This window comes from Streptomyces sp. NPDC001714, from assembly GCF_042892755.1.
Classification (GTDB): Bacteria; Actinomycetota; Actinomycetes; order Streptomycetales; family Streptomycetaceae; genus Streptomyces.
Map to the genome: position 1 here is coordinate 182,900 of NZ_JBIAUL010000018.1, position 23,111 is coordinate 206,010.

Genomic DNA, 23,111 nt, shown 5'->3' on the forward strand with positions numbered 1-23,111 from the left:
GTCATGGCAGTTCGGTCACCGCGCCCGGCGGAGGCTGAGCGGCCGCATGTCGGTCCAGACCCGCTCGACGTGGTCGAGGCACTCCTCCTTGGTGCCGGAGGTGCCCTCGTCGAACCACCCGTCGGGCAGGTCCCGTCCCTCGGGCCAGATCGAGTACTGCTCCTCGCCGTTCACCACCACGCGATACGTCTGAGCCACCATGTCCTCACCTCTCGAAAAGTCATTGCGGACGTGCGATCGGACGACCGGCACCGTCACGGGCCGGCCCGGAGCCCGCCGTGCCGGATCGGCCGGGCGGGTCCGCGTTGCAGAACGGGTTGGTCGAGCCGGAGCGGCCGACCGCCCGGGGCGCTACGAAGCCAGGCGGCGCACCACCACGAGGGCGAGCGCGTCGGCGTTCCGCTCCCGGAACAGGTCGCGGACCGTGATCCGCACACCCAGCCGCGAGCTGATGAGGGACACCGCGCGGGCGGCCGTCAGCGAGTCGCCGCCGATGTCCAGGAACCCGCTGCGGGTGTCGGGCACCTCCGTCGCGCCCAGCACCTCCTGGAAGACCACGGCGATCTTCCCGGCGATCTCCTGGGCCTCCTGTGTCGTGATTTCCACCGTCACCCTCTGCTCCCTTCAAGGCCGAATCATTCGGGATTCCGTGATTCTGTGAAGCGGTGATTCCGTGGTATTGCGACCGAGGTCATTTCCATGCCCTCGACGCTTCCTCACTGTGAACGCGATACGGATGCCGGCTCCAGCCCCGCCCCCGCTCATCAACCTGCACGGCATGAAAGTGAGTGGGCGACATACGACACCCGAGGGGCCGGTGGGATCCGCCCTGACCAGCGATAAAAGGGCGTAAGGGGTGCCTGCCCGGCCAGGTGGAGATCTTCCCGGAGTGTCACGGGAATTCGCCTCTACCGAAACTGAATTTCTGCTGGAATGCTCGTTCACCGCCGCCCAGGATCCTCTGGAACGGGCTCACGTCGGTCATGTACGGGCCGATTCCAACGGCCGGTATCGAATTTCTCGTGGTTGAAGACCAGAAGGCGCCCACCCCGAAAGGCGACAGCCATGTTCCGAACCATGCTCAAATCGAAGATCCACCGGGCCACGATCACCCAGTGCGATCTGAACTACGTCGGATCCCTGACCCTCGACGCCGACCTCATGGACGCCGCCGACCTGCTCCCCGGCGAGCTGATCCACCTCGTGGACATCAACAACGGCAGCCGGTTCGAGACCTACGTGATCGAGGGCCCCCGGGGCAGCGGCATCATCGGCGTCAACGGCGCCGCGGCCCGCCTCGTCCAGAACGGCGACCTCGTGATCATCATCGCCTACGCGGCGGTACCGGACGCCGACGCGGCGAAGGTCGAGCCCAGGGTCGTCTTCGTCAACGAGCGCAACGAGATCATCGACGAGGGCACGGCCCTCAGCACAGCCCCTGGCGGCCACGGCCTGCTCGACGGCAGCGAGACGCACACGGTCTGACGAGAGGCGGACTTGGGCGGCGGATGGTGAAGAGGCACGTGCCGTACCTCTTCACCATCCGTCACCGCACACGCCACCGGCGTCGTCGGCTCGGCCAGGGCGGCTCGGCCAGGGCAGGTCGGCCGATGGTGCCCGCGAGGTCGATGACGGTGGCGGCGATGACGCCTGAGGCCAGGACACTTCCGGTAAATCCACAGCTCGAAGAGCCTGGGGAATCGTGCCGGCCCCGTGACTTCACGGCCCTGAGGTTAGCCCTCCGCCGCCACCCGCAGCCGCCCGAACTCCTCCGCCATCGTCGCCGCCGTCCAGTGCGCGTTCAGCCCGCTGGGGTTGGGCAGCACCCACACGCGAGTGTCCCCGATCGTCCGCTCCTGCGGACCGACTTGAGCCCCGCGGTCGGCGAAGGCGGCCCGGTAGGCCGTGACGCCCACCACCGCCAGCCACCTCGGCCGGACCCGCGTCACCTTGGCCGTCAGCAGGCGCCCGCCCTCGGTGTACTCCGCGGCCGTCAGCTCGTCGGCGCGCGCGGTCGCCCGTGCCACCACGTTCGTGATGCCGAGCCCGTACGACAGCAACTCGCCCTGTTCCGCGGGCTTCAGCAGCCTCGGGGTGAAGCCGGACAGGTGCAGGACCGGCCAGAAGCGGTTGCCGGGACGGGCGAAGTGGTGGCCCGTGGCCGCCGTCATCAGGCCGGGATTGATACCGCAGAACAGGACGTGCAGGCCGTCCGCGAGCACGTCCGGGACGAGACGGTCGCGGGCGGCCTCCAGCTCCGCCTGAGTGAAGCGGCTCAGAGGATCGCTCCGGGCGTGTAACCGGCCGCCTCGGGGTGCTGCTTGACGATCTCCTCGATCCGGCCGACGACGACACCGACCTGGGCGGCGGCCGCGCCCGTGAAGGACAGCTTGTCGGCCATCAGCGCCGTCAGCTGCTCGCGGTCCAGCGGCAGCCGCTCGTCGGCGGCGAGCTTGTCGAGCAGGTCGTTGCGCTCGGCGCCCTGCTCGCGCATCGCGAGCGCGGTGGCGACGGCGTTCTCCTTGATCGCCTCGTGGGCGACCTCACGGCCGACGCCCGCGCGCACCGCGCCCATCAGCACCTTGGTGGTGGCCAGGAAAGGCAGGTAGCGGTCGAGCTCGCGGGCGATGACGGCCGGGAAGGCGCCGAACTCGTCGAGGACCGTCAGGAAGGTCTCCAGCAGACCGTCGAGCGCGAAGAAGGCGTCCGGCAGGGCCACCCGGCGCACCACCGAGCAGGACACGTCGCCCTCGTTCCACTGGTCGCCGGCCAGCTCGCCGGTCATCGAGGCGTAGCCGCGCAGGATCACCATGAGGCCGTTGACGCGCTCGCAGGACCGCGTGTTCATCTTGTGCGGCATCGCCGAGGAGCCGACCTGCCCCGGCTTGAAGCCCTCGGTGACCAGCTCGTGCCCGGCCATCAGCCGGATCGTCTTGGCCAGGGAGGAGGGGGCGGCGGCCAGCTGGACGAGCGCGGTCACCACCTCGTAGTCCAGCGAGCGCGGGTACACCTGGCCGACCGAGGTGAACGCCTGCGAGAAGCCGAGGTGCCGTGCGATCCGGTCCTCCAGCTCGGCCAGCTTCGCCGCGTCCCCGCCCAGCAGGTCCAGCATGTCCTGGGCGGTGCCGACCGGGCCCTTGATGCCGCGCAGCGGGTAGCGGGCGAGGAGCTCCTCGACGCGGCCGTAGGCCACAAGCAGCTCGTCGGCGGCGGTCGCGAAACGCTTGCCGAGGGTGGTGGCCTGTGCGGCCACGTTGTGCGAGCGGCCGGCCATGACCAGCTCGGCGTACTCGCCGGCCAGCCTGCCCAGGCGGGCCAGGACGGCCGTCGTACGGTCCCGCATCAGCTCGAGCGAGAGCCGGATCTGGAGCTGCTCGACGTTCTCCGTCAGATCCCGGGAGGTCATGCCCTTGTGCACGTGCTCGTGGCCGGCGAGGGCGTTGAACTCCTCGATCCGCGCCTTCACGTCGTGCCGGGTGACCTTCTCGCGCTCGGCGATGGAGGCCAGGTCGACGGTGTCGAGGACCCGCTCGTAGTCGGCGATCGCCGCGTCCGGCACCTCGATCCCGAGGTCCTTCTGGGCCCGCAGCACGGCGAGCCAGAGCTGCCGCTCCAGCTTCACCTTCTGCTCGGGCGACCAGAGCGTGGCGAGCTCGGCGGAGGCGTAGCGTCCGGCGAGGACGTTCGGGATGCGGGGCTTGGCGGGCGCGGCTGAAGTCACGTGTACGGAGTTTACCTGGCGTATGTGAGGGGTCCGGGACGTCCTGCAATCCGGAGAGCGCAGGTCGCGTGCACTCCGACCTGCGCTCTCCGGTGGGTCTGTGGGACGAGTGTGAGACGGCCGTTGCCGCCGTCAGGATTCGGTGGCCGGCCCGTCCTCTTGGGCACAACGTACCTTGATGCCCGGCGTCCTCGACCTGTGGGTGGCCGACCAGGGATCCGCAACGGCGCCGTACCGCCGTGGCCGCTGCTCACCGAGGGCACCACCGACTACTTCAATGGCGTGCCGGTCGCTGTCTTCCAGCGCGGTGGCCAGATGATCGGCCGGCTCATGGGGAAGAACTGGATCGTCGGCGGCATCATGGGCCCCGGGAAGACGTCCATCGTGGTCGCCCTGCTGCTCGGCGCGATCCTCGACCCGCTGGTCATCGCAGAGGTCTACGTGATGGCCACGGACGTCGACTACGACCCTCTCAGGCCCCTGGAGGGCCCTTCTGTGGGCGGTGGTGTTGTCGCTGGTCAGCAGTGTGCGGTGTCCTGCCGGGTGAAGTCGAGCCGCCTTCGTGATGCCGCAGATCGCGGCGCTGATCCGCCCGCCACCCGGGAACTTGTCGGGCATGCCGCCGTTATCAGCCCGGCTCAGCCGCGCGGCCTGATCACAGGCCATGCGGGCCAGTGATGACGCCCGTGGGCCCCCGTCGGGTCGTAGTGCGCCTGTGGGTGCGCCGGTACTTCTGCGACTGGAAGAACTGTTCTCGGAGGTTCACTGAGCAGGTGCCGTCCGAGCGGCACCGCCGCTCCAGCACGGGCTGACGGGCCGGCTGCGTTCGTCCCCCGTCGGGTGGGCGGTCGGCCGCGAGGTTATGCCGTCGGCTGCGGCTGGCCGCGGGCCGGAACCGGCTGCTCAGACTGCTGACAGCACCGGCGGTGCCGGACCGTGCCCCGCGGGTGCTGGGGACGAATTCCCTTCCGCAAGGGCTGCAGCTACGGCACTGTGCTCGTCGACGTCGAAGCAGGTCGGGCCGCGGACGTGCTGCCCGAACGCGTCTCGGAGACGTTCGCGGCCCGGCTCAAGGATTATCCTGACGTCTTCTCAGACGTCGGTGATGCGCAGGCCGGCGTGGGCCTTGTAGCGGCGGTTCACCGAGATCAGGTTGGCAACCAGCGACTCCACCTGGTGGGCGTTGCGCAGTCGTCCGCCGTAGAGGCCGCGTGCGCCCGGGAGGCGTGAGGCGAGTGCCTGGACGGTGTCGGTGGCGGCGCGTTCGTCACCCAGGACGAGTATGTCGGTGTCGATCTTCTCGACCTGCCGGTCTTCCAGAGTGACGGCGGAGAGATGGTGAAATGCGGCGGTCACCCGGGAGTCCGGCAACAGCGCGGCGGCCTGTTCGGCGGCGCTGCCCTCCTCGGGTCTGAGCGCGTGGGCGCCCTTCTTGTCGAAGCCGAGAGGGTTGACGCAGTCGACCACGATCTTGCCGGCGAGTTCCGCGCGGAGCGTGGCCAGCAGCTCGGCGTGTCCCTCCCAGGGAGTGGCGACGATCACCAGGTCGCTCTGCCGTGCGGTGGTGGCGTTGTCAGCGCCGCGGACGTCAGTGCCGATGGCTGCTGCCGTGGCGGCGGCCCGGGCGGCGTCCCGTGAGCCGATGACGACCTGTTGGCCCGCGCCGGCGAGCCGGTAGGCGAGACCGCGCCCCTGCGGTCCGGTGCCGCCGAGGATACCGACCACCAGGCCGGACACATCGGGGAGGCGATGGGGATCGTGTCGAGTGGCTTCAGCGGAAGTGGAGGGGCGGGTGCCGGCGGCTTCGTCGGGAGTCGTCATGCTGTGGTCCTTGGCTCGTTCGGTTCGTTCTTCCGCGGCCCGGTGCCGCTCGTCGTCAGCGGGCTGCTGGGGCCGCGATGCGGGACATCGGCGGCGCCGTCAGACGGTCAGCAACTCCACGCGGCGCATCACCTCGCGGCAGAACGCGCCCACCCCGTTCGGATCGTCGGTGAACTGCGAGGGCTTGACGCAGAAGGTGGTGAATCCTTGGGCCATCTGCTCGGGGATGGGCTCGAGAGCCTGGGCCAGGTCGGCGCAGGAGTCGTCGTCGGGGAACACGGCGCGGGTGCCGCCGATCATCTCCAGGTCGGCGATGTCGCGGCCCGCGGCGGCCATCGCGGTCTTCAGCGTCTGCATGTGCTCGGGCGTCACCTTGCCCAGCGGGTTGAAGGCGTGGCCGTACCGGACGATCCTGCGGACCATCGCCTCGTGCATGCCCGCGCCGCCGAAGCACAGTCGGGGGCCGTCCGGGCGGTATGCCTTGGGCTCGAAGTACACGTCCTGGAAGGTGTAGTACTCGCTCTCGTGGGACACGGGAGAGGGGCCCCACAACTTCGCCCAGATCTCCAGGTGTTCGTCGAGGAGCTTGCCACGCCGGGCGAACGGGACACCGAGTGCCGCGTACTCGTCCCGGCTCCAGCTGACGTTGGGCAGCACGATCAGACGGCCCTCGGAGAGAAGGTCCAGGGTGCCGAGCTCACGGGCCAGGAGCAGGGGATGCCGCAGGGGAGCGATGACCGCCGAGGCGGCGAGACGCAGACGCTCGGTGACAGCGGCGATCGCGCTCAGCAGCATGAGGGAGTTGGGCCAGGGTGTATGGGGGTCCTGGTTGCCGGGCAGGGCGTAGTCGCGGGGGTTGCCCATCACGCCATTGGCTCCGGCGTCGGGGCCGAGCACGATGTGTTCGCTGATCATGACGGAGTCGAATCCGGCGTCCTCGGCCTCGCGGGCCCAGCGGATCACGGTCGGCAGATCCGCGCGGCCTCCGGTCATGGTCCAGTTCTCGCTCAGGACGAGCTGCATGCGGGGAGTGGTCATCGTGGTGATCCTCGGGACGAGCGTGGTTGAGGGCAGACGTGAGCGGCGCCGCTCGTTCGGGGCGGGGCGCCCCGGCAGCCGCAGCCGTCCGGGCGGCTGCGGCAGGCGGTCAGGCGAGGGTGACCTCGACCGGCAGCTTCTTGATGCCGTTGACGAAGTTGGAGCGCACGCGGGGGACGTCGCCGACGAGTTTGATGTCGGCGATGCGCGGGATGAGCTCCTCGAACATGATGCGGATCTCGGTGCGGGCGAGGAGGTTGCCCAGGCACAGGTGGGGGCTGCCCTTGCCGAAGGTGACGTGGTCGTTGTCCCGGCGTGTGACGTCGAAGTCGTAGGGGTTGCCGAAGACCTCCTCGTCGCGGTTGCCGGAGGCGTACCACATGACGACCTTGTCGCCCTCCTTGATCCGCTTGCCGCCCAGTTCGACGTCGCGGGTCGCGGTACGGCGGAAGTGGTAGACGGGGGACGCCCAGCGCAGGAACTCCTCGACCGCCGTGGGGATCAGCGACGGGTCGTCCTTCAGCCTCGCCAGCTGCTCGGGGTGCTGGAGCAGGGCCAGCATGGAGTGGGTGATGGTGTGGCGGGTGGTCTCGTTGCCTGCCACGACCAGGAGCAGGAAGTAGTTGTCGAAGTCCTGCGGCGAGAGCGGCGCACCGTCCTTCGGGGTGGTGTTCACCAGCCTGGAGACCAGGTCGGTGCCGTCGCCGCCGCGCCGCTGCCGGGCCAGCTCACGGCCGTACTCGAAGACCTCCAGCGAGGCGGGGGAGCGGAACGGCAGATCGCGGTACTTCTCGCTCTCCGCGCTGTGCAGCAGGACGTCGGCGTAGTCGGGGTCGGTGTTGCCGATGATGCGGTTGCCCCAGTCGATGAGCTGCTGGTTGTCCTCCGGCGGCACGTCGAGGAGCCGGGCCAGGACGTTGATGGGGAAGTCGGCGGAGACGTCGGCGACGAAGTCGAAGGTGCCCTTGGCGAGGGCCGCATCCAGCGTCTTGGCGGTCAGGCCGCGCAGGAAGTCGCTGTAACTGTTGATGACGCTCGCGCCGAACTGCCGCTGGATCACGTTGCGCAGGGCGCGGTGGCGGACGCCGTCCATCTCCAGGATGGAGGCGCGCTTCTTGATCTGGTCCTCGTCGACCTCTTCGAGGTTCACGAACTTCGTCGAGGTGAAGGTCTCGGCGTCGCGGTCGACGCGGGCGATGTCGGCGTGCCGGGTCACCGCCCAGAAGCCGGAGTTGGGAGCCTCCTCGGGCTGCCAGTGCACCGGGTCCTGGTGACGCAGGGTGTGGAACATGCGCCACGGGGTGGTCCCGTCGGTGAAGTTGTCCAGGTCGGCGAGGTTGACGTCCGCCAGCGGCAGCGGTTCGTGCACGGCGGCAGTCGGGGTCTCGGTCGTCATCGCATGGCTCCCAGTCGTCACAGGTGGTAGGCGTACTCGGTGAACTCCCAGTCGGTGATGTGCCGTTGGAAGCGTTCGATCTCGTTGCGCTTGTAGGAGAGGAAGGAGGCGGTGAAGTCCTTGCCGAGGACGTCGGTCAGTTCCGTGTCCGCCTCCAGGGCGTCCAGCGCGGCCGGCAGGCTCATGGGCAGCACGGCCGCCCTGGCGGGGTCGTAGCCGTACCCCTCCAAGGGGGCGGGGGGCTCCTCGCCGGCCGACACCCCGAGCAGCGCGGCGGCGATCGTGCCCGCGATCAGCAGGTGCGGGTTGGCGCTGGCGTCACCGAGACGCAGTTCGAAGCGGGCGCCGGAGCCGCGCTCGGGCGGGATGCGGACCATGGCGCTGCGGTTGTCCAGGCCCCAGTCGATCAGCCAGGGGGCGAGGGTGTCCGGGCCGAATCGCTTGTAGGAGTTCACCGTCGGGTTGGCCAGGGCGGCCAGGGCCGGGGCGTGGGCGAGGATGCCGGCGACGGCGTGGCGTGCGGTGGCGGACAGCCCGTACGGCCCGGTGGGGTCGTCGAAGGCGTTGCCGCCCTCGTCGTTTTCGCAGGACAGGTGGAGATGGAAACCGGAGCCTCCGGCGTCGTTGAACGGCTTGGCCATGAACGTGGCGAGTTTCCCCTCCTTCCGGGCCAGCTCCTTGATCGCGGACTTGAAGCGGAAGGCGCGGTCCGCGGCGGACAGGGCTTCGGAGTGGGTGAGGTTGATCTCGAACTGGCCGCCGTCGAACTCGTGGTTGCCGCTGGTCACGCCGATGTTCATGTCCCGCAGCAGGCGCAGGGTGCGCAGCAGGTGGTTGTCGCCGTCGGCGCGCAGACCGGCGGTGTAGACGGCGCCGGTGGTCCCGGAGTAACGCTTCCAGCCGCTCGGGGAGGCAGGGTCCTCGTCGCAGAGGAAGTACTCGAGTTCGGGGCCGACCACCGGACGCAGGCCGTGTTCGGCGCACCGGGCGAGGACGGTGCGCAGCAGATCGCGGGGTGACTCGGGCGCGGGCAGGCCGGTGGCCGGGTCAGTGGCGTCGGCGAGGCAGGAGACGACGCCGGGCTCCCAGGGGAGGGGGACCAGGCTGTCCAGGTCGGGTCGCACGGTGATGTCGGGCAGGCCGGCGTCGAGACCGCCGGAGACGGGGACCACGTCACCCCGGGGGCTGGTGTGGTAGACGGCCCGGCAGAAGGCCAGGCCGTGGTCGCAGGCCGACGGCAGGTGGTCCAGCAGGACGTCGCGTGCGCGGTCGACGCCGATGAGGTCGGGATAGGTCACGCGCACCACGTCGATGCCCTCGGCGGCGAGCCGCTGCATGTGCTGACGGAGGCTGGGGGTTGGGGCTGCGCTCACCGATGTCTCCTCGGGCGCTTGGGGGTGTGGGTGACGAGAGAAGTCAGAGGGCCGGAGCTGGTGGGGGCACGGCTGACTTGTTTGGTGCCAAACGGTATGGGGGCTACGGACACCCCGCAAGAGGGGATGGAAAAAAATTATCCGCATGGATAGGTATTGACCAGGGGTGGGTCGCTTCCTATGTTGTTTGAAGCCAAATGAGTAAGGGCCCGGTCAGTCGCCAGGCCCTTGGCCGGGGCCCGGCCGAAGCGGTCGGGCCCCTCTTCCTCTCCTCGCCCCCGCCCCGACGCCCTCACTTTCAGGAGGACCGGCCATGAAGGTCGTCGTCGACATGAACAAGTGCCAGGACCACGGCCAGTGCGTCTTCGCCGCCCCCGATGTCTTCTCCATGGACGACAGCGGCCACCTGGCCTACGTCACCGACCCCGACGACGCGCTGCGTGACGAGGTCGAGGAAGCCGCCGACGTGTGTCCGCTCCAGGCCATCCGTATCGAGGACTGACCATGACGTCGACGCATGCACGCATCGTCGTGGCCGGCGCCTCCATGGCCGGCCTGCGCGCGGCCGAGCAACTGCGGGCCGCCGGCTGGACCGAAGGCATCACGCTCGTCGGTGACGAGCCGCACATGCCCTACAACCGGCCGCCCCTGTCCAAGGAGGTCCTGGCCGGCAACGCGCCCTTCGAGTCGCTCGCCTTCCGCCCGCGGGCGAGCGTGGCCGACGCTCAGTGGCGGCTGGGGACCAAGGTCGTCGCCGTGCGGCTCGCGGAGAAGATCGTCGAGTTCGACGACGGCGAGGCGCTCTCGTACGACGGTCTGGTCGTCGCCACCGGAATGCGGCCCCGGCGCCTGCGCTGCCCCGGCCCGCTCGCGGGCCGGCACACGGTCCGCACCATCGACGACGCGCAGGGCCTGCGGCAGGCCCTCACCCGGCCGGGAGCCCGGGTGGTCGTCGTCGGAGGCGGCTTCATCGGCTGCGAGGTCGCCGCCACCGCCGTGGCTCTGGGCGCCCGCGAGGTGACCGTGGTCGACCCGCTGCCCCTGCCGATGGTCGGCCCCCTCGGCGAGCTCCTCGCCAGGGCCCTGCTGAAGCGCCACGAGGAACGCGGCGTGCGCTTCGCTCTTGGCACGGGGGTGACCGGCTTCACCGGCGACGACCACGTCACCGGCGTCGCCCTCGCCGACGGCACCGTTCTGCCCGCCGACGTGGTGGTCGAGTCGGTCGGCTCGGTCGCCAACACCGAGTGGCTGGACGGCAACGGCCTCGACCTCAGCGACGGTGTGCCCACCGACGAGCACCTGCGCGTCGGCGGACGGCCCGACGTGGTGGCCGTCGGTGACGTGGCCCGCTTCCCCAACGCCCGCTACGACGGCGTACCGCGCCGTGTGGAGCACTGGTGCATCCCCACGGACACCGCCAAGCACGCCGCGAAGACCCTCGTCGCCCACCTGACCGGCGCCGGCCGCGACCTGTCCCCGTTCGCACCGTTGCCCACCTTCTGGAGCGACCAGCACGACTTCCGCCTGCAGTCCTTCGGGGCACCGGTACTCGGCAAGGAGGACGTGCGCGTACTGGAAGGCGACCTCGACGGTGACGTCGTCGTCGGCTACCACGCCGGTGGCCGGCTGGCCGGTGTCGTCGCCCTGGGCGGTCAGGCCGCGGCGGCCGCCGCCTCCCGCTACCGCGCCGAACTGCTCGAGCAGCCCGCCCTCACCGCCTAAGGACTTTGCTGACATGACCACCGTCCGTGGATTCTTCTTCCCCAAGACGGCGAGCGGAGCCTCGTCGCTGATCCCCTCGCCGCCCTGGCGGTACTCCGGTGACCTGCTCACCGTCGAGTACCGCACCGACCCGGCACGTGTGCGTGAACTGCTGCCCGAGCCGCTGGAGTTGGCGGACGAGGACCCGGGCGCCGTGGCGCTGATCTGGGCCGACTGGCAGTCCTGCTCGGGTTCTGGTCAGGAGCTGCTGGACCCGGTACTGGCCCAGTACAAGGAGGCGTTCGCGGTCGTGCGCTGCAAGTACCGGGGGCAGACCTACACCCGCTGCGTGTACATCTGGGTCGACAAGGACTTCGCCATCGCGCGCGGCCTGCACCAGGGCTACCCGAAGAAGCTCGGCTCGATCCACCAGACCCGCCCGCACCCCTACGGGCCCGCCCCGCGCATCGAGGCCGGCGCCCGCTTCGGCGCCACCCTCGCCGCCGCCGACCGGCGCCTGGCCCAGGCCGTGGTCACCCTGCGCGAACCGTCCGAGACCAACGGCTTCGTCAACGCCCACCCCATGGCCCACCATCGCTGGCTGCCCTCCATCGAAAAGGGCAAGGGCCTGGCGCTCGACGAGCTGATCGAGTCCGGCGCCGCCTCCTTCGAGGGTGGACAGCCGTGGCGCGGCGACGCCGAGCTGGAGCTGTTCGAGGCGCCCACCGAGGAACTGGCACGCCTGGAGATCCGCGAGCCGATCGCCGCCTACTACCGGCAGGTCGGTGTCGTCTGGGACGGCGGCCGGCTGCTGGAGTCCGGCACGTCCGGCGCCGAGTAACCCCCTTACGCACCACAGGACTTGGAGACCGGACATGACCGAGCACACCCTCACGGTGGCCGGGGTCGCCGTCGACACCCGGCACTGGATCGGCGGCGAGCGCGTCGCCTCCGCCGAAACGTTCACCGATGTCTCGCCGATCGACGGCAGCGTTCTGGGGGAGATCTCCCGGGGCACCGGGATGGAGGCTGCGGCCGCGGTGGCCGCGGCGAAGGCCGCCTTCCCCGCCTGGGCCGCCACCCCACGTGCCGAACGCGCCCGCATCCTGCACGCCGTCGCCGACGGCGTCGACAAGCGGCTGGAAGAGCTCGCCATCGTCGAGACCACCGACAACGGCGCCCTGCTCCGCTCCCACCGCCGGGGCGTCATGCCCCGCGTCGCCCACAACTTCCGCTTCTTCGCGGACTGGTTGCTGAAGCTGGAGCACGAGGACTTCGAGACGCGCGGGCACACCAACCACGTCAGCTGGGACCCGGCGGGCCCCTCCGTGCTGATCACCCCCTGGAACGCCCCTCTGATGCTGGCCACGTGGAAGGTCGCCCCCGCTCTCGCGGCCGGCAACACGGTCATCCTCAAGCCCGCCGAGTGGACCCCGCTGACCGCGTCCCTGCTGGCCGACATCGCCGCCGAGGCCGGGCTGCCCGCCGGAGTGCTGAACGTCGTGCAGGGGTACGGCTCGGAGATCGGCGACGCTCTGACCTCGCACCCCGACGTGCGGCGGATCAGCTTCACCGGTTCGGTGCCGACGGCGAAGCGGATCTCGGCCTCGGCTGCCGCGAACCTGACCCCGCTCAGCCTCGAACTCGGCGGCAAGTCCCCCCTGTTGGTGTTCGCTGACGCCGACCTGGACCTCGCGGTCGACCTGGCGGTGGAGCAGTACGACAACGCCGGGCAGGTGTGCCTGGCCGCAACGCGCTTCCTGGTCGAGGAGTCGGTCGCCGAGGAGTTCACCCGCCGCTTCGTCGAGAAGGCCGGGCAGCTCACCCAGGGCGACCCGCGGGACGAGGCCACCGACATCGGCCCGAACATCCACCCGCGCCAGCTGGAGAAGATCGACGGGTTCGTGCAGCGGGCGATCGCGGCCGGGGCCCGCGCGGTCATCGGCGGCCATCGCAAGGACGCCCAGTACTACGCGCCGACCCTCCTCACCGACGTCGCCCAGGACTCGGAGATCGTGCAGGAGGAGGTCTTCGGCCCCGTCCTGACCCTGCAGACCTTCACCACCGAGGACGAGGCCGTCCGCCTCGCCAACGACACCCGCTTCGGACTCGCCGCCACCCTCGCCACCGGCGACCCGGAGCGCGCCGAGCGCGTCACCGCACAGCTGGTCGCAGGCACGGTCTGGACCAACTGCTTCTTCGTCCGCGACCTGCAGGCGCCCTTCGGCGGCTCCCGCCACTCCGGCGTCGGCCGCGAGGGCGGCACCTGGAGCTTCGACTTCTACTGCGACGTGAAGAACACCGTGACCGCGCCGAACGGTTGGAGGAACCATGGGTGAGATCGTCGGGGCGGGCCTGCTCGCCCACGTCCCCACCATCGTGCTTCCGCAGGAGACCCGGCTGGAGCTCAACGAGGGCAAGGAGATCACCCTCGTCACAGGCCTGCACCAGCTCCGCAAGGACGTCTTCGAGCGCGACGACTACGACACCGTCGTCGTCCTGGACTCCCACTGGGCCACGACGGTCGAGTTCGTCGTCACCGCACAAGCACGCAGGGCCGGCCTGTTCACCTCCGAGGAGCTGCCGCGCGGCATGTGCCGGATGCCGTACGACTTCCCGGGCGACCCCGAACTCGCCCACAACGTCGAGAAGTTCGCCGACAAGCACGGCACCTGGATCACCGCGATCGAGGACGAGTACCTGCCGATCTACTACGCCACCATCAACCTCTGGAAGTTCCTCGGGGAGGGCCTGCCCGACAAGCGGTGGGTGACCATCGGGGTCTGCCAGACCGGCGACATGGAGGACCACCTGCGCCTCGGCCGGGCGCTGGCCGACGGTATCGCCGCCACCCCGGGCCGCCGGGTCCTGCTCATCGCCTCCGGTGCGCTGTCACACACCTTCTGGCCGCTGCGCGAGCTGCGCGACCACGAGTCGAGCGACCCCGTGCACATCTTCACGCCGGAAGCGCGCGAGGCCGACTACGAGCGCATCGCCTGGTTCAAGGAGGGCCGCCACGACAAGGTCCTCGACACCATGCCGGAGTTCTCGAAGTACAAGCCCGAGGCGAAGTTCTTCCACTACCTGATGATGGCCGGCGCCCTCGGCGAACAGGCGTGCGTCGCCAGGGCCCGCCAGTACGGCGAGTACGAGAACTCCATCGGCACCGGCCAGGTCCACCTCTGGTTCGACCGCCCGGCCGACGGCTGGACCGGCACCGGCCCGTCCGCGACCCCCGCCCCGCGCACCCCTCACAGTCGTATCTAGGAGCCCGGAACATGCCCGAGTACCGCCGCATCCTCCTCGACGGCGCCGCCGTCCAGGTCACCGTCGAAGGCGACGAACTCGTCGCCGGGGACGGCCGCCGCGTCAAGACCGAGGACGCGCAGCACCTGCCGCCGGTCGTGCCGTCCAAAGTGATCGCCGTCCACCTCAACCACCGCAGCCGCGTCGACGAGTTCCGGATCGACCTCCCTGACACTCCCACGTACTTCCACAAGCCGACCTCCTCCCTCAACTCCCACAAGGGCGCCATCGTCCGCCCCGAGGGCTGCAAGTGGCTCAACTACGAGGGCGAGGTCGCCATCGTCATCGGGAAGACCGCGCGGAACATCTCCCCGGCCGAGGCGGGCGAGTACATCGCCGGCTACACCATCGCCAACGACTACGGACTGCACGACTTCCGCGACACCGACGCCGGCTCCATGCTCCGGGTCAAGGGCTCCGACACCCTCTGCCCCCTCGGCCCCGGCCTGGTCACCGACTGGGACTTCCACGGCAAGAGCCTGCGCACCTACGTCAACGGCGAGGTCGTGCAGGACGGTACGACCGACGAGATGAAGTGGGACATGCATTACCTCGTCGCCGACATCGCCCGCACCATCACCCTCTACCCGGGCGACGTACTCCTGTCCGGCACCCCCGCCAACTCCCGCCCCGTCCGGCCCGGAGACGTCGTCGAGGTCGAGGTCGAGGGCCTCGGCCGGCTCACCAACCACATCGTCACCGGTCCCACCGCCATCCGCACCGACGTCGGCGCCCAGCCCACCGAGTCCGAGGAGGTCCTGTCCACCGCCCTCGGCGGCGACTGGGAGTTCCGCGGCATCCGCCCGCCGAAGCGCTGACGCCCCTGCGACGGTCCGCCGGCCTCCGCGTGCGGGTAGGGTCGCGTCCATGAGCGATTCCTCCGACAAGCCCCCCGCCAGGCCCCGCAAGCGCGTGGACTACGGGACCGGCCGCGAGGCCCTGCTCAACGCGGCCGTGCGCGTGGTGGCCCGGGGCGGGCTGCGCAAGCTCACCTATCGCGCCGTCGCGGAAGAGGCGGGTGTCACGCACGGGCTCGTGGTGCACCACTTCGGTTCGCGGGACGCGCTGATCGAGGCGGCCCTCGAACACGCGGTGCGCACCAGCACGAGTATCAGCTCCCTGGAACCCGGCACGGGCGACATCGCGGACTTCGCGGCGGGACTGGCGGACATGGTCACCCGCGAGCCGGCCATGCAGATCTTCCAGTACGAGCTCATGCTCGAATCCAGGCGCAGGCCCGAACTGCTGCCGCAGATCCGCGCGCTGTACGACGAGTACTTCCAGGCCACCGAGAGGGAGCTGTCCCGCAGCCTGCCCGACGGCACCAGCCCTGCCCTGACCCGGCTCGTCTTCGCCGCCCTGGAGGGTCTCGTGCTGCACCAGCTGGTCCTCGACGAGCCGGACGTCACCGTGGCCGCGCTGAAGGAACTGCGGTCACTGCTGACCCGGCAGCCTGGAGACGCAGAGTAGTCGCCCCCATGGCAATCCCTGCCATAACCGCAGGTCAGGACTGAGCCCCCGTCGCATGGCGACGGGGGCTCGTCCGTTTCCGGCGGCGTAAAGACTTGATTACGTGCCCGCGAAGTATTGACGAAATTATCCGGCTGGATAATTCTCGCGGTACGAGGCCTCTGGTCGTCCCTCCCTCTCCCCATCTCCAGTTCCCCCCCGTCTCGCGCCCGATACGAGGAGTGCCGCGACATGACCGTCACCACCGCCGGACCCGCGTCCGCCACCGAGGACCTGCTGCCCTTCCGCGACCCCGGCTTCCGAGCGGACCCGTACCCGTACTACGCGCGGCTGCGGCAGGAGCACCCGGTCTACCGGCATCCGGTGGGCCTGCACGTCGTCTCCCGCTACGAGGACGTCGCCCGGCTGATCCGCAACCCCACCCTGAGCGTGCAGCAGCTCGACTTCGGGCCGGCCGCCCCGATCCACCACACCATGCTCGGCAAGGACGCCCCCGACCACACGCGGCTGCGCCGGATCACCAACCGCTGGTTCACGCCCAAGGCCGTCGAGGAGTGGTCCAAGGTGATGCGCGCCTGCGTGGAGACCGTGCTCGACGAGGTCGAGAAGGGCGACGGCACCCTGGACGCGGCCGACGGCCTGTCCCTGAAGTGCACCTTCGAGACGACCTGCCACATCTTCGGTGTCGAGCCGACGGAGATGGACACCATCCAGCGCAAGACCTACGAGATCGGGCTGAGCCTCGGCCCCGGCGGCAACGACGGGGAGGCCCGCGCCACCACGGAGGCGTTCGCCTGGTTCGCCGAGCACATCCGCCGGCTCGTGGCCGACAAGCGGGCCCACCCCGGCGAGGGACTGATCGACGCCTTCATCGCCGCGCAGGACGAGGGCAGGATGACCGAGGACGAGGTCGTCTACACCATCTTCCTGTTCTTCGCCGTGGGCCACCTCGACGTCAAGCATCTGATCAACCACGGCATCTGGCTGATGACGCAGCGGCCCGAGCTGTTCGCCGCCTACCGCGACGAGCCGGAGGCACGGTCGGGCATCATCAACGAGATCCTGCGGATCGACACGCCCGAGTCGATGGTGGTGCGCCTGACCACGCAGGACACGGTCATCGGTGACACCACCGTGCCGGCCGGAGAGGCGCTGGCCCTGCTCATCGCCTCCGCCAACCGCGACCCCGAGGTCTTCGCCGACCCCGACACCTTCGACCACACCCGTCCGGTCGGCGCCAGCCAGCACCTGGCCTTCGGCTCCGGCATGCACGGCTGCGCCGGCCAGGTCCTGGCCCGCTCCGAGGCCGACATCGTCTTCAGCTCGATCGTCACCCGGTTCTCCGGTGTCGAGTTGGCGGGAGAGCCCGCCTATGCGCACACCGAGTTCCTGCGCACGATCACCCACCTCCCCGTCCGTTTTCTCTGATCCCCCGACCCCTTTCGCGAGACAGGAGCAGTCATGAAGGTCGAAGTCGACCTCAACAAGTGCCAGGACCACGGCCAGTGCGTGTACGCGGCCCCCGACCTGTTCGCGCTGGACGACGAGGGGCGCCTGTCCCTGCGGTCGCAGGCGACCGACGTCTACGTGGCCGACGTGGACGAGGCAGGCGCCGAGGAACTGTACGAGGCCGCCGAGGTCTGCCCGCTGCAGGCCATCACGGTCCACGAGTAGGGACGGGAGCGCGGCATGTCACCGATGGCGTCGGGCCACCGGAGAACGACTCCGGCGACAGCTGTCTGACCGTCGGTCGCCCAAGGAGTACGCGGCCTGCATCGCGGCCGTCGTCCAGTCGCTGCGGCACGGCGGCCGCCGGACGGGCGCCAAGCGGACCCTGCTGACCCTGCTGAGCGTCAACCAGAAGACCGGGTTCGACTGCCCCGGCTGTGCACGGCCGGAAGGTGATCGCCAGACGATCCGCTCCCGCGACCAGTACAACACCACCCTCTACGGCTTCGACGATCGCTGCCGCGGCATCCGCGGCGGGCGCCGAGTGATCTTCGTCCACCCCCGACGAAGCCGGCCTCTGTCCAGCTGGCCGACTCCGACCGGGTCGACCTGGTCGGCGAGTACCCCGACGGTGCCGAACGCGTGGCACCCGACTTGCGGGTCGTGTCCTGCCCGACCGCGCACGGCTGCTGTGCCGCCTGCTTCCCCGAGGCCAACGTCCTGGTACCCCTGGACAGCACCGCCGATCTCAGCAACGCAGCCCGCGTCGACGTCGGTCGTCGTACGACTCGTACGCCGGGGGTGCGGCCGGCCCGTCGCCTGGGTCACGGTCTCGCAAAGACCTCCGAGGCCGCAGAAGGATCTCCCCGAAACCCCTTGCCAAACGGATAGTTCCAGCCCACCATGAGGCAACTCGTTTGGCCTAAAACAAAACCCCCGCCCTCCCCGTCCCCGGCAGGTGATTCGAGTGGACAGTCAGACCGCGTCTCTTACTCAAGCGGGTCATGATGCATCCATAGCAGGCAGGCTCAAGCCCGATTCTCTCGGTGTCCTGGGCGTTCTCTTCTTCGTTCTCTCCGCCCAGGCCCCGCTGACGGCCATCGCCGGGGCTGTGCCCTTCGCAGTCGCCATCGGCAGCGGTGCAGGTGCTCCTACCGCCTATGTCGCGGCCGGCGTCATCGTCCTGCTGTTCTCCGTCGGATTCGTCGCCATGAGCCGTCATGTCGTGGACGCCGGAGCCTTCTACGCCTATATCGGCAAGGGCCTCGGCCGGCCGGCCGGTTCCGGCGGCGCCGGGCTCGCCCTGTTGGCCTACTGCACCGTCCAGGCTGCCATGTACGGGCTGTACGGCGCCTCGGTGAGTGCCCTGGTCGAGCACTACTCGGGCGCCCACGTGGCATGGTGGGTCTGGGTCCTGGTCACCATGGCGGTCGTGGAGATCCTCGGCGCCCTGGGGATCGACATGGGCGCGAAGATCCTCGCCGTCTTCGTGCTGGCCGAGTTCAGCATCCTGGTCGCCTTCGCCCTCGTGACCTTCTTCAAGGGCGGCGGTCCCGAGGGGCTCGGCGTCACCGAGAGCTTCTCGCCGTCCGCCGCGCTCCAGGGCGCTCCCGGTGTGGCCCTGATGTTCGCCGTGGCGTCGATGTTCGGCTTCGAGTCCACGGCCATCTACGGCGAGGAGGCCCGCGAGCCCCGCAAGACCGTCCCCCGCGCCGCCTACGCCTCCGTCACGCTGATCACCGTCTTCCTCGCCTTCACCACGTGGATGCTGGTCTCGGCGCACGGCGCATCCCAGGCGACGAGCGATGCCGGCAAGGCGCTGCAGAGCGGCGACGGGACCAGCTTCGTCTTCGCCCCGATCGCCGACCTGTTCGGCGGCTGGGCGGGCGACGTGCTGCCGATCCTGCTGGTCACGTCCCTCTTCGCGGGCATCCTTGCCTTTCACAACTCCTCCAACCGCTACCTGTTCTCCCTCGGCCGCGAGGGTCTGCTGCCCCAGGGGCTGACCGTCGTCAACCGGCGTCACTCGCCCTGGGGCGCCGGCGCCGCGCAGACCGCGATCTCCGTGCTGCTGGTGATGCCCTTCGCCATCCTCGGCAAGGACCCGGTGCTGACCCTCTTCTCCTGGCTCAGCGGCGTCTCCGTCCTCGGCGTCATGCTGCTGTACTTCCTGACCTCGGTCTCGGTCGTCGTGTTCTTCCGCCGCTCGCGCGCCGACACCCGCCCGTGGAACACCCAGATCGCCCCCGTACTGGGCGCACTCGGCATCGCCGGGGCCATCTGGATCATCGTCGGCAACTTCACGACGCTCATCGGCGGTGACCAGACGACGGCCATGTGGCTTGAGATCACCGTTCCGGTGGTGCTGGTCCTCGGCGTCGTCGCCGCCCGGCTGACGCGGTCCCGGGCGGAGACCACCGACTGAACACCCCCATGCCTCACCGATACGGCCGGAGCCTGCGCCCCGGCCGTATCGGGCCTTCTGCCCAGCACCACGAGTTGTTTGTCATCAACCGAAATAAAAGGAAGTGAAGGGGAGAGCGCGTGCTGAACGCCACCCATGAGGAACTGCTGCGCCGCGCCAAGGAACTGGATCTGCCCACGCAGCACCACATCGACGGCAACGACGAGGCCGGTGACGGTGGATCGTTCGCCGTGATCTCCCCGCGCGACGGTCAGAGCCTGGTCCAGGTCGCCGACGCGCGGGAGGCGGAGGTCGATCTCGCCGTCGCGGCGGCACGTCGCGCCTTCGACACAGGACCGTGGCCGCACCTGGCGCCCGCCGAGCGGGGCCGGGTCCTGCTGCGGATCGCCGAGCTGCTGGAGGAGCGGCGCGAGGAACTGGCGCTGACGGTGAGCCTGGAGATGGGCAAACCGATCACGGACGCGTACGCCATCGAGCTGCGCGCCGCGATCAACACCTTTCGCTGGTACGGGCAGCTCGCCGACAAACTCACCGACGAGTCCCCCCACACCGCGCCGGACTCGCTCGCCCTGATCACCCGGGAGCCGACCGGTGTCGTCGGCGCCGTCGTGCCCTGGAACTTCCCGCTCACCCTGGCGAGCTGGAAAGTCGCGCCCGCGCTCGCCGCCGGCTGCACGGTCGTCCTGAAGCCGTCGGAGTCCTCCCCGCTGTCCGCCCTCCTGCTCGGCCGCGTCGCCACCGACGCCGGACTGCCGCCGGGTGTCCTCAACGTCGTGACGGGTGACGGGCCGGTGGCCGGCCGGGCGCTCGGCCTCCACCCCGGCGTCGATGTCCTGGCCTTCACCGGATCCACCGCTGTCGGCCGTCACTTCCTGCGCTACGCCGCCGACTCCAACCTCAAGCGCGTCTGGCTCGAACTCGGCGGCAAGTCACCGAACATCATCCTCCCCGACGCCCCCGACCTGGAGAAGGCCGCGGCGACCGCCGCCTGGGGCATCTTCTTCAACCAGGGCGAGATGTGCACCGCGCCCTCCCGGCTGCTCGTCCACTCCTCCATCGCCGAACAGGTCACGGAGGCCGTCGTGGCACGGGCGCGCGAGCTGCGGGTGGGCGACCCGCTCGATCCGGTCACCGAGATGGGCGCACTGGTCGGCGACAGCCACCTCGGCAGGGTCTTGGACCATGTCGCCTCCGGTCTGGACGAGGGCGCCCGGCTGCGCGCGGGCGGAGGCCGGGCCCTGGCCGAGACCGGCGGCAGCTACCTGCGGCCCACCGTGTTCGACCGGGTCGACCCCGGCATGCAGCTGGCCCGCGAGGAGATCTTCGGCCCCGTCCTGTCCGTCCTCGCCTTCGACGACCTCGACGAGGCGGTACGGCTGGCCAACTCCACCGAGTACGGCCTCGCCGCCGGCCTGTGGACCTCCGACCTGTCCACCGCCCACAAGGTCTCGCGCGCGCTGAAGGCCGGGACGGTCTGGGTCAACTGCTACGAGGAGGGCGACCTGACCGTCCCCTTCGGCGGCATGAAGCAGTCCGGCAACGGCCGCGACAAGTCCGCCCACGCCATCGAGAAGTACACCGAACTGAAGACCACCTGGATCCAGCTGTGACCCGTACGCACCCGCGACCCCTGATCGCGATTCCGGCCCGGTTCGCCGCCACCACGTCCGCGCTCCGCTACGCCGCCGAGGTCAACGCCCGCGCGCTGGTCGAGGCCGTGTGGCGGGCCGGGGGAGAGCCGGTGAGCATCCACCCCGCCGACCCGGCCGGAGCCGACGTGGCCGAGCGGCTCGCCCGCTTCGACGGCGTGCTGCTCCCGGGCGGCGGAGACCTGGCCCCGCACCGCTACGGAGCCACCGACACCCATGACAGTGTCTATGACGTCGACGACCTCCAGGACGTGTTCGACCTCGAAGTCGCCCGTAAGACATTGGACTTGGGACTACCCCTGCTGGCGGTCTGCCGCGGGCTGCAGGTGGTGAACGTCGCCCTCGGCGGCAGCCTGGAACAGGACATGGGCGGCGCGGAGCGCGAACACCGGCACGTCGTGCACCCGGTCGCGATCCAGCGCGGCACCGTGCTCGAACAGGCCACCGGCGCCGAGAAGACGGAGGCCTCCTGCTACCACCACCAGCGAGTCGACCGCATCGGTGTCGGGCTCACGGTCACCGCGCGGGCCGCCGACGGCACCGTGGAGGGGCTCGAACTGCCCGGACACCCCGGGTGGTTCACGGCGGTGCAGTGGCACCCCGAGGACACCGCGGACCGGGACCCGGCCCAGCAGGCCCTGTTCGACGCACTGGTTGACGCCGCCCACCGCAGACACTGAAAAGGACATGGCTCTCTTCGGCCACAAGCGACAGGCACCCCGCCTCGCCCCCGAACTCGACGACGTTGCGCTGGGCCGGGTGCTGAGAGGCATCGCCGCCGCCCGGGGGCCGGGGCCGCAGGACCTCGCCATCGCCCAGGTGGAGCGGCTCCTGCGGGAGACGGGTGACGACTGGGACCGCCGCTGCCACCGGGTCGGCGTCCTCGCGCAGGCCGCGCCCGCGCTGGCCCGGACCTGGCGCGCGCGCCGACCCCGCGACCCGGATGCCCTGGCGCTGGCCGTGTGGTCCGAACTGGCGACCGAGCCGCATGGGGCCCTGGCGCTCTGCCGCGTCGCCGCCGATGCCCGCCCCGCTGATCCGACCCCGTGGGTGGGTGCGCTGGCGGCGCTGCGGCTCCTGGGGCGGCCGAGCTCCGAACTTTCCCCCGTCTGGCAGGAGATACGCGCGCGTGATCCATGGCACCGGGAGGCACATCTGCAGATCCTGGGCTACCTCTCCCCGGAGGAGCAGGGCAGCCAGGCCGCGCTGCGGGACTTCCTCGACGATGCCATCGCGGTCATGCCGTGGGACGCGCCGACGGCATGCCTGCCGTTGACGGCGGCCGTGCGGCAGTACCACCGCGAAAGGAGCGGCGGAGGAGTCCAGGCGCTGGGGGTCAGCCGGTACTGGTCGCAGCCGCACACCGCACGGCTGCTGGACCAGGGCACGGCCTACTGGCTGCAACCCGGGCACCTGCGTCACGCGGCCGCCGTCGCGGACCTGGGAATCCTTGCCTACGCCCTGATCCGGGCAGGCCGCAGCGGTGATGCCGGCCCGGTCTTCTCCGCGGCCGGCGGGCTGGTGACGCCTTGGCCCTGGAGCTACGAGGGCGACCCGGTGGAGTGCTACCTCGCCTACTCAGGTCGCGGGTAGGTGCGGGTGCGGCTCTCCGGCCGCACGGCGCCGGATGCGGAGTGGGGGGGGGGGCCCCCCGGCCCGCCCCCCCCCCCCGCCCCCCCCGGGCCCCCCGCCGCCCCCCCCCCCCCCCGCGTGGGGGGGCCCGCTTGGGCCGGGGCGACGCCCCCCACCCCCCCCCCCCGCG

23 protein-coding genes and 1 pseudogene are annotated in these 23,111 nt (G+C 70.3%); 16 read left to right on the forward strand and 8 right to left on the reverse strand.

The features are described from left to right. Window positions 1-15: 15 nt before the first annotated feature. Together ACFY0P_RS38460 and ACFY0P_RS38465 are read right to left on the reverse strand one after the other, a co-directional pair. Window positions 16-201: an MbtH family protein gene (locus tag ACFY0P_RS38460; protein WP_388924282.1), complete on the reverse strand. Its 186-nt coding sequence runs from the start codon at window positions 199-201 to the stop codon at window positions 16-18. A 150-nt stretch (window positions 202-351) separates the two neighbouring features. Next, the gene (locus ACFY0P_RS38465) at window positions 352-612 is read right to left on the reverse strand and encodes an acyl carrier protein (protein WP_388924285.1); all 261 of its coding nucleotides are present in this window, start codon (window positions 610-612) and stop codon (window positions 352-354) included. Window positions 613-1,065: 453 nt separating this feature from the next. Between ACFY0P_RS38465 and panD the strand changes: the two genes are divergently transcribed. Next, window positions 1,066-1,485, forward strand: a complete 420-nt coding sequence (panD, locus tag ACFY0P_RS38470) for an aspartate 1-decarboxylase (protein WP_388924288.1) — start codon at window positions 1,066-1,068, stop codon at window positions 1,483-1,485. Window positions 1,486-1,733: 248 nt separating this feature from the next. Here panD and mug read toward each other — a convergent pair whose 3' ends face one another. Together mug and purB are read right to left on the reverse strand one after the other, a co-directional pair. Then, on the reverse strand, window positions 1,734-2,279 hold the full coding sequence (gene mug, locus ACFY0P_RS38475; protein WP_388924447.1) for a G/U mismatch-specific DNA glycosylase: 546 nt from the start codon (window positions 2,277-2,279) through the stop codon (window positions 1,734-1,736). Then, a complete protein-coding gene (gene purB, locus ACFY0P_RS38480) occupies window positions 2,276-3,721 on the reverse strand; it encodes an adenylosuccinate lyase (RefSeq protein ID WP_388924291.1) in 1,446 nt (481 codons plus the stop codon). Before purB ends, mug begins: the two co-directional genes overlap by 4 nt. A gap of 198 nt (window positions 3,722-3,919) precedes the next feature. On the opposite strand from purB, the gene ACFY0P_RS38485 reads away from it, so the two are divergent. Beyond that, window positions 3,920-4,399 carry a hypothetical protein gene (locus ACFY0P_RS38485; protein WP_388924294.1) on the forward strand — a complete coding sequence of 160 codons (480 nt, stop codon included), beginning with the start codon at window positions 3,920-3,922 and terminating at the stop codon, window positions 4,397-4,399. Window positions 4,400-4,813: 414 nt separating this feature from the next. Here ACFY0P_RS38485 and npdG read toward each other — a convergent pair whose 3' ends face one another. From npdG to ACFY0P_RS38505, 4 genes are all read right to left on the reverse strand, one after another. Beyond that, entirely contained in the window at window positions 4,814-5,542 is a 729-nt protein-coding gene (npdG, locus tag ACFY0P_RS38490; protein WP_388924297.1) for an NADPH-dependent F420 reductase, read from the reverse strand. A gap of 99 nt (window positions 5,543-5,641) precedes the next feature. After that, on the reverse strand, window positions 5,642-6,580 hold the full coding sequence (locus ACFY0P_RS38495) for a TIGR03619 family F420-dependent LLM class oxidoreductase (RefSeq protein WP_388924300.1): 939 nt from the start codon (window positions 6,578-6,580) through the stop codon (window positions 5,642-5,644). A gap of 109 nt (window positions 6,581-6,689) precedes the next feature. Beyond that, entirely contained in the window at window positions 6,690-7,976 is a 1,287-nt protein-coding gene (locus ACFY0P_RS38500; protein WP_388924303.1) for a cytochrome P450, read from the reverse strand. Window positions 7,977-7,993: 17 nt separating this feature from the next. Continuing rightward, window positions 7,994-9,313 (reverse strand): glutamine synthetase family protein, encoded by a 1,320-nt coding sequence (locus tag ACFY0P_RS38505; protein WP_388924450.1) that lies wholly within the window; start codon window positions 9,311-9,313, stop codon window positions 7,994-7,996. Between the two features lie 349 nt (window positions 9,314-9,662). Between ACFY0P_RS38505 and ACFY0P_RS38510 the strand changes: the two genes are divergently transcribed. The 14 genes and pseudogenes from ACFY0P_RS38510 (at window position 9,663) to ACFY0P_RS38575 (ending at window position 22,942) form a co-directional block, all read left to right on the forward strand. Next, a complete protein-coding gene (locus ACFY0P_RS38510; protein WP_062019341.1) occupies window positions 9,663-9,851 on the forward strand; it encodes a ferredoxin in 189 nt (62 codons plus the stop codon). 2 nt (window positions 9,852-9,853) lie between these two features. Beyond that, entirely contained in the window at window positions 9,854-11,071 is a 1,218-nt protein-coding gene (locus tag ACFY0P_RS38515) for an NAD(P)/FAD-dependent oxidoreductase (RefSeq protein ID WP_388924306.1), read from the forward strand. Window positions 11,072-11,084: 13 nt separating this feature from the next. Continuing rightward, window positions 11,085-11,891, forward strand: a complete 807-nt coding sequence (locus ACFY0P_RS38520) for an acetoacetate decarboxylase family protein (protein ID WP_388924309.1) — start codon at window positions 11,085-11,087, stop codon at window positions 11,889-11,891. A gap of 34 nt (window positions 11,892-11,925) precedes the next feature. Beyond that, window positions 11,926-13,389 carry an aldehyde dehydrogenase gene (locus ACFY0P_RS38525; RefSeq protein ID WP_388924311.1) on the forward strand — a complete coding sequence of 488 codons (1,464 nt, stop codon included), beginning with the start codon at window positions 11,926-11,928 and terminating at the stop codon, window positions 13,387-13,389. Beyond that, entirely contained in the window at window positions 13,382-14,317 is a 936-nt protein-coding gene (locus tag ACFY0P_RS38530; protein ID WP_388924313.1) for a 3,4-dihydroxyphenylacetate 2,3-dioxygenase, read from the forward strand. The genes ACFY0P_RS38525 and ACFY0P_RS38530 overlap by 8 nt, the downstream gene beginning before the upstream one ends. Before the next feature lie 11 nt (window positions 14,318-14,328). After that, a complete protein-coding gene (locus ACFY0P_RS38535) occupies window positions 14,329-15,174 on the forward strand; it encodes a fumarylacetoacetate hydrolase family protein (RefSeq protein WP_388924316.1) in 846 nt (281 codons plus the stop codon). 49 nt (window positions 15,175-15,223) lie between these two features. Continuing rightward, entirely contained in the window at window positions 15,224-15,826 is a 603-nt protein-coding gene (locus ACFY0P_RS38540; RefSeq protein WP_388924318.1) for a TetR/AcrR family transcriptional regulator, read from the forward strand. Window positions 15,827-16,057: 231 nt separating this feature from the next. Further along, entirely contained in the window at window positions 16,058-17,254 is a 1,197-nt protein-coding gene (locus ACFY0P_RS38545) for a cytochrome P450 (RefSeq protein ID WP_388924321.1), read from the forward strand. Between the two features lie 33 nt (window positions 17,255-17,287). Next, a complete protein-coding gene (locus tag ACFY0P_RS38550) occupies window positions 17,288-17,500 on the forward strand; it encodes a ferredoxin (RefSeq protein WP_388924324.1) in 213 nt (70 codons plus the stop codon). A 220-nt stretch (window positions 17,501-17,720) separates the two neighbouring features. Continuing rightward, window positions 17,721-18,182 (forward strand): annotated as a pseudogene (locus ACFY0P_RS38555) (hypothetical protein); the annotation flags it as partial. 60 nt (window positions 18,183-18,242) lie between these two features. Further along, window positions 18,243-19,700, forward strand: a complete 1,458-nt coding sequence (locus ACFY0P_RS38560; protein ID WP_388924327.1) for an APC family permease — start codon at window positions 18,243-18,245, stop codon at window positions 19,698-19,700. Window positions 19,701-19,819: 119 nt separating this feature from the next. Beyond that, complete coding sequence (locus ACFY0P_RS38565) at window positions 19,820-21,310, forward strand: aldehyde dehydrogenase (RefSeq protein ID WP_388924329.1); 1,491 nt, start codon at window positions 19,820-19,822, stop codon at window positions 21,308-21,310. Then, on the forward strand, window positions 21,307-22,029 hold the full coding sequence (locus tag ACFY0P_RS38570) for a gamma-glutamyl-gamma-aminobutyrate hydrolase family protein (RefSeq protein WP_388924331.1): 723 nt from the start codon (window positions 21,307-21,309) through the stop codon (window positions 22,027-22,029). Before ACFY0P_RS38565 ends, ACFY0P_RS38570 begins: the two co-directional genes overlap by 4 nt. Window positions 22,030-22,036: 7 nt before the next feature. Next, window positions 22,037-22,942 (forward strand): hypothetical protein, encoded by a 906-nt coding sequence (locus tag ACFY0P_RS38575; RefSeq protein ID WP_388924334.1) that lies wholly within the window; start codon window positions 22,037-22,039, stop codon window positions 22,940-22,942. The last annotated feature ends 169 nt before the right edge of the window (window positions 22,943-23,111 follow it).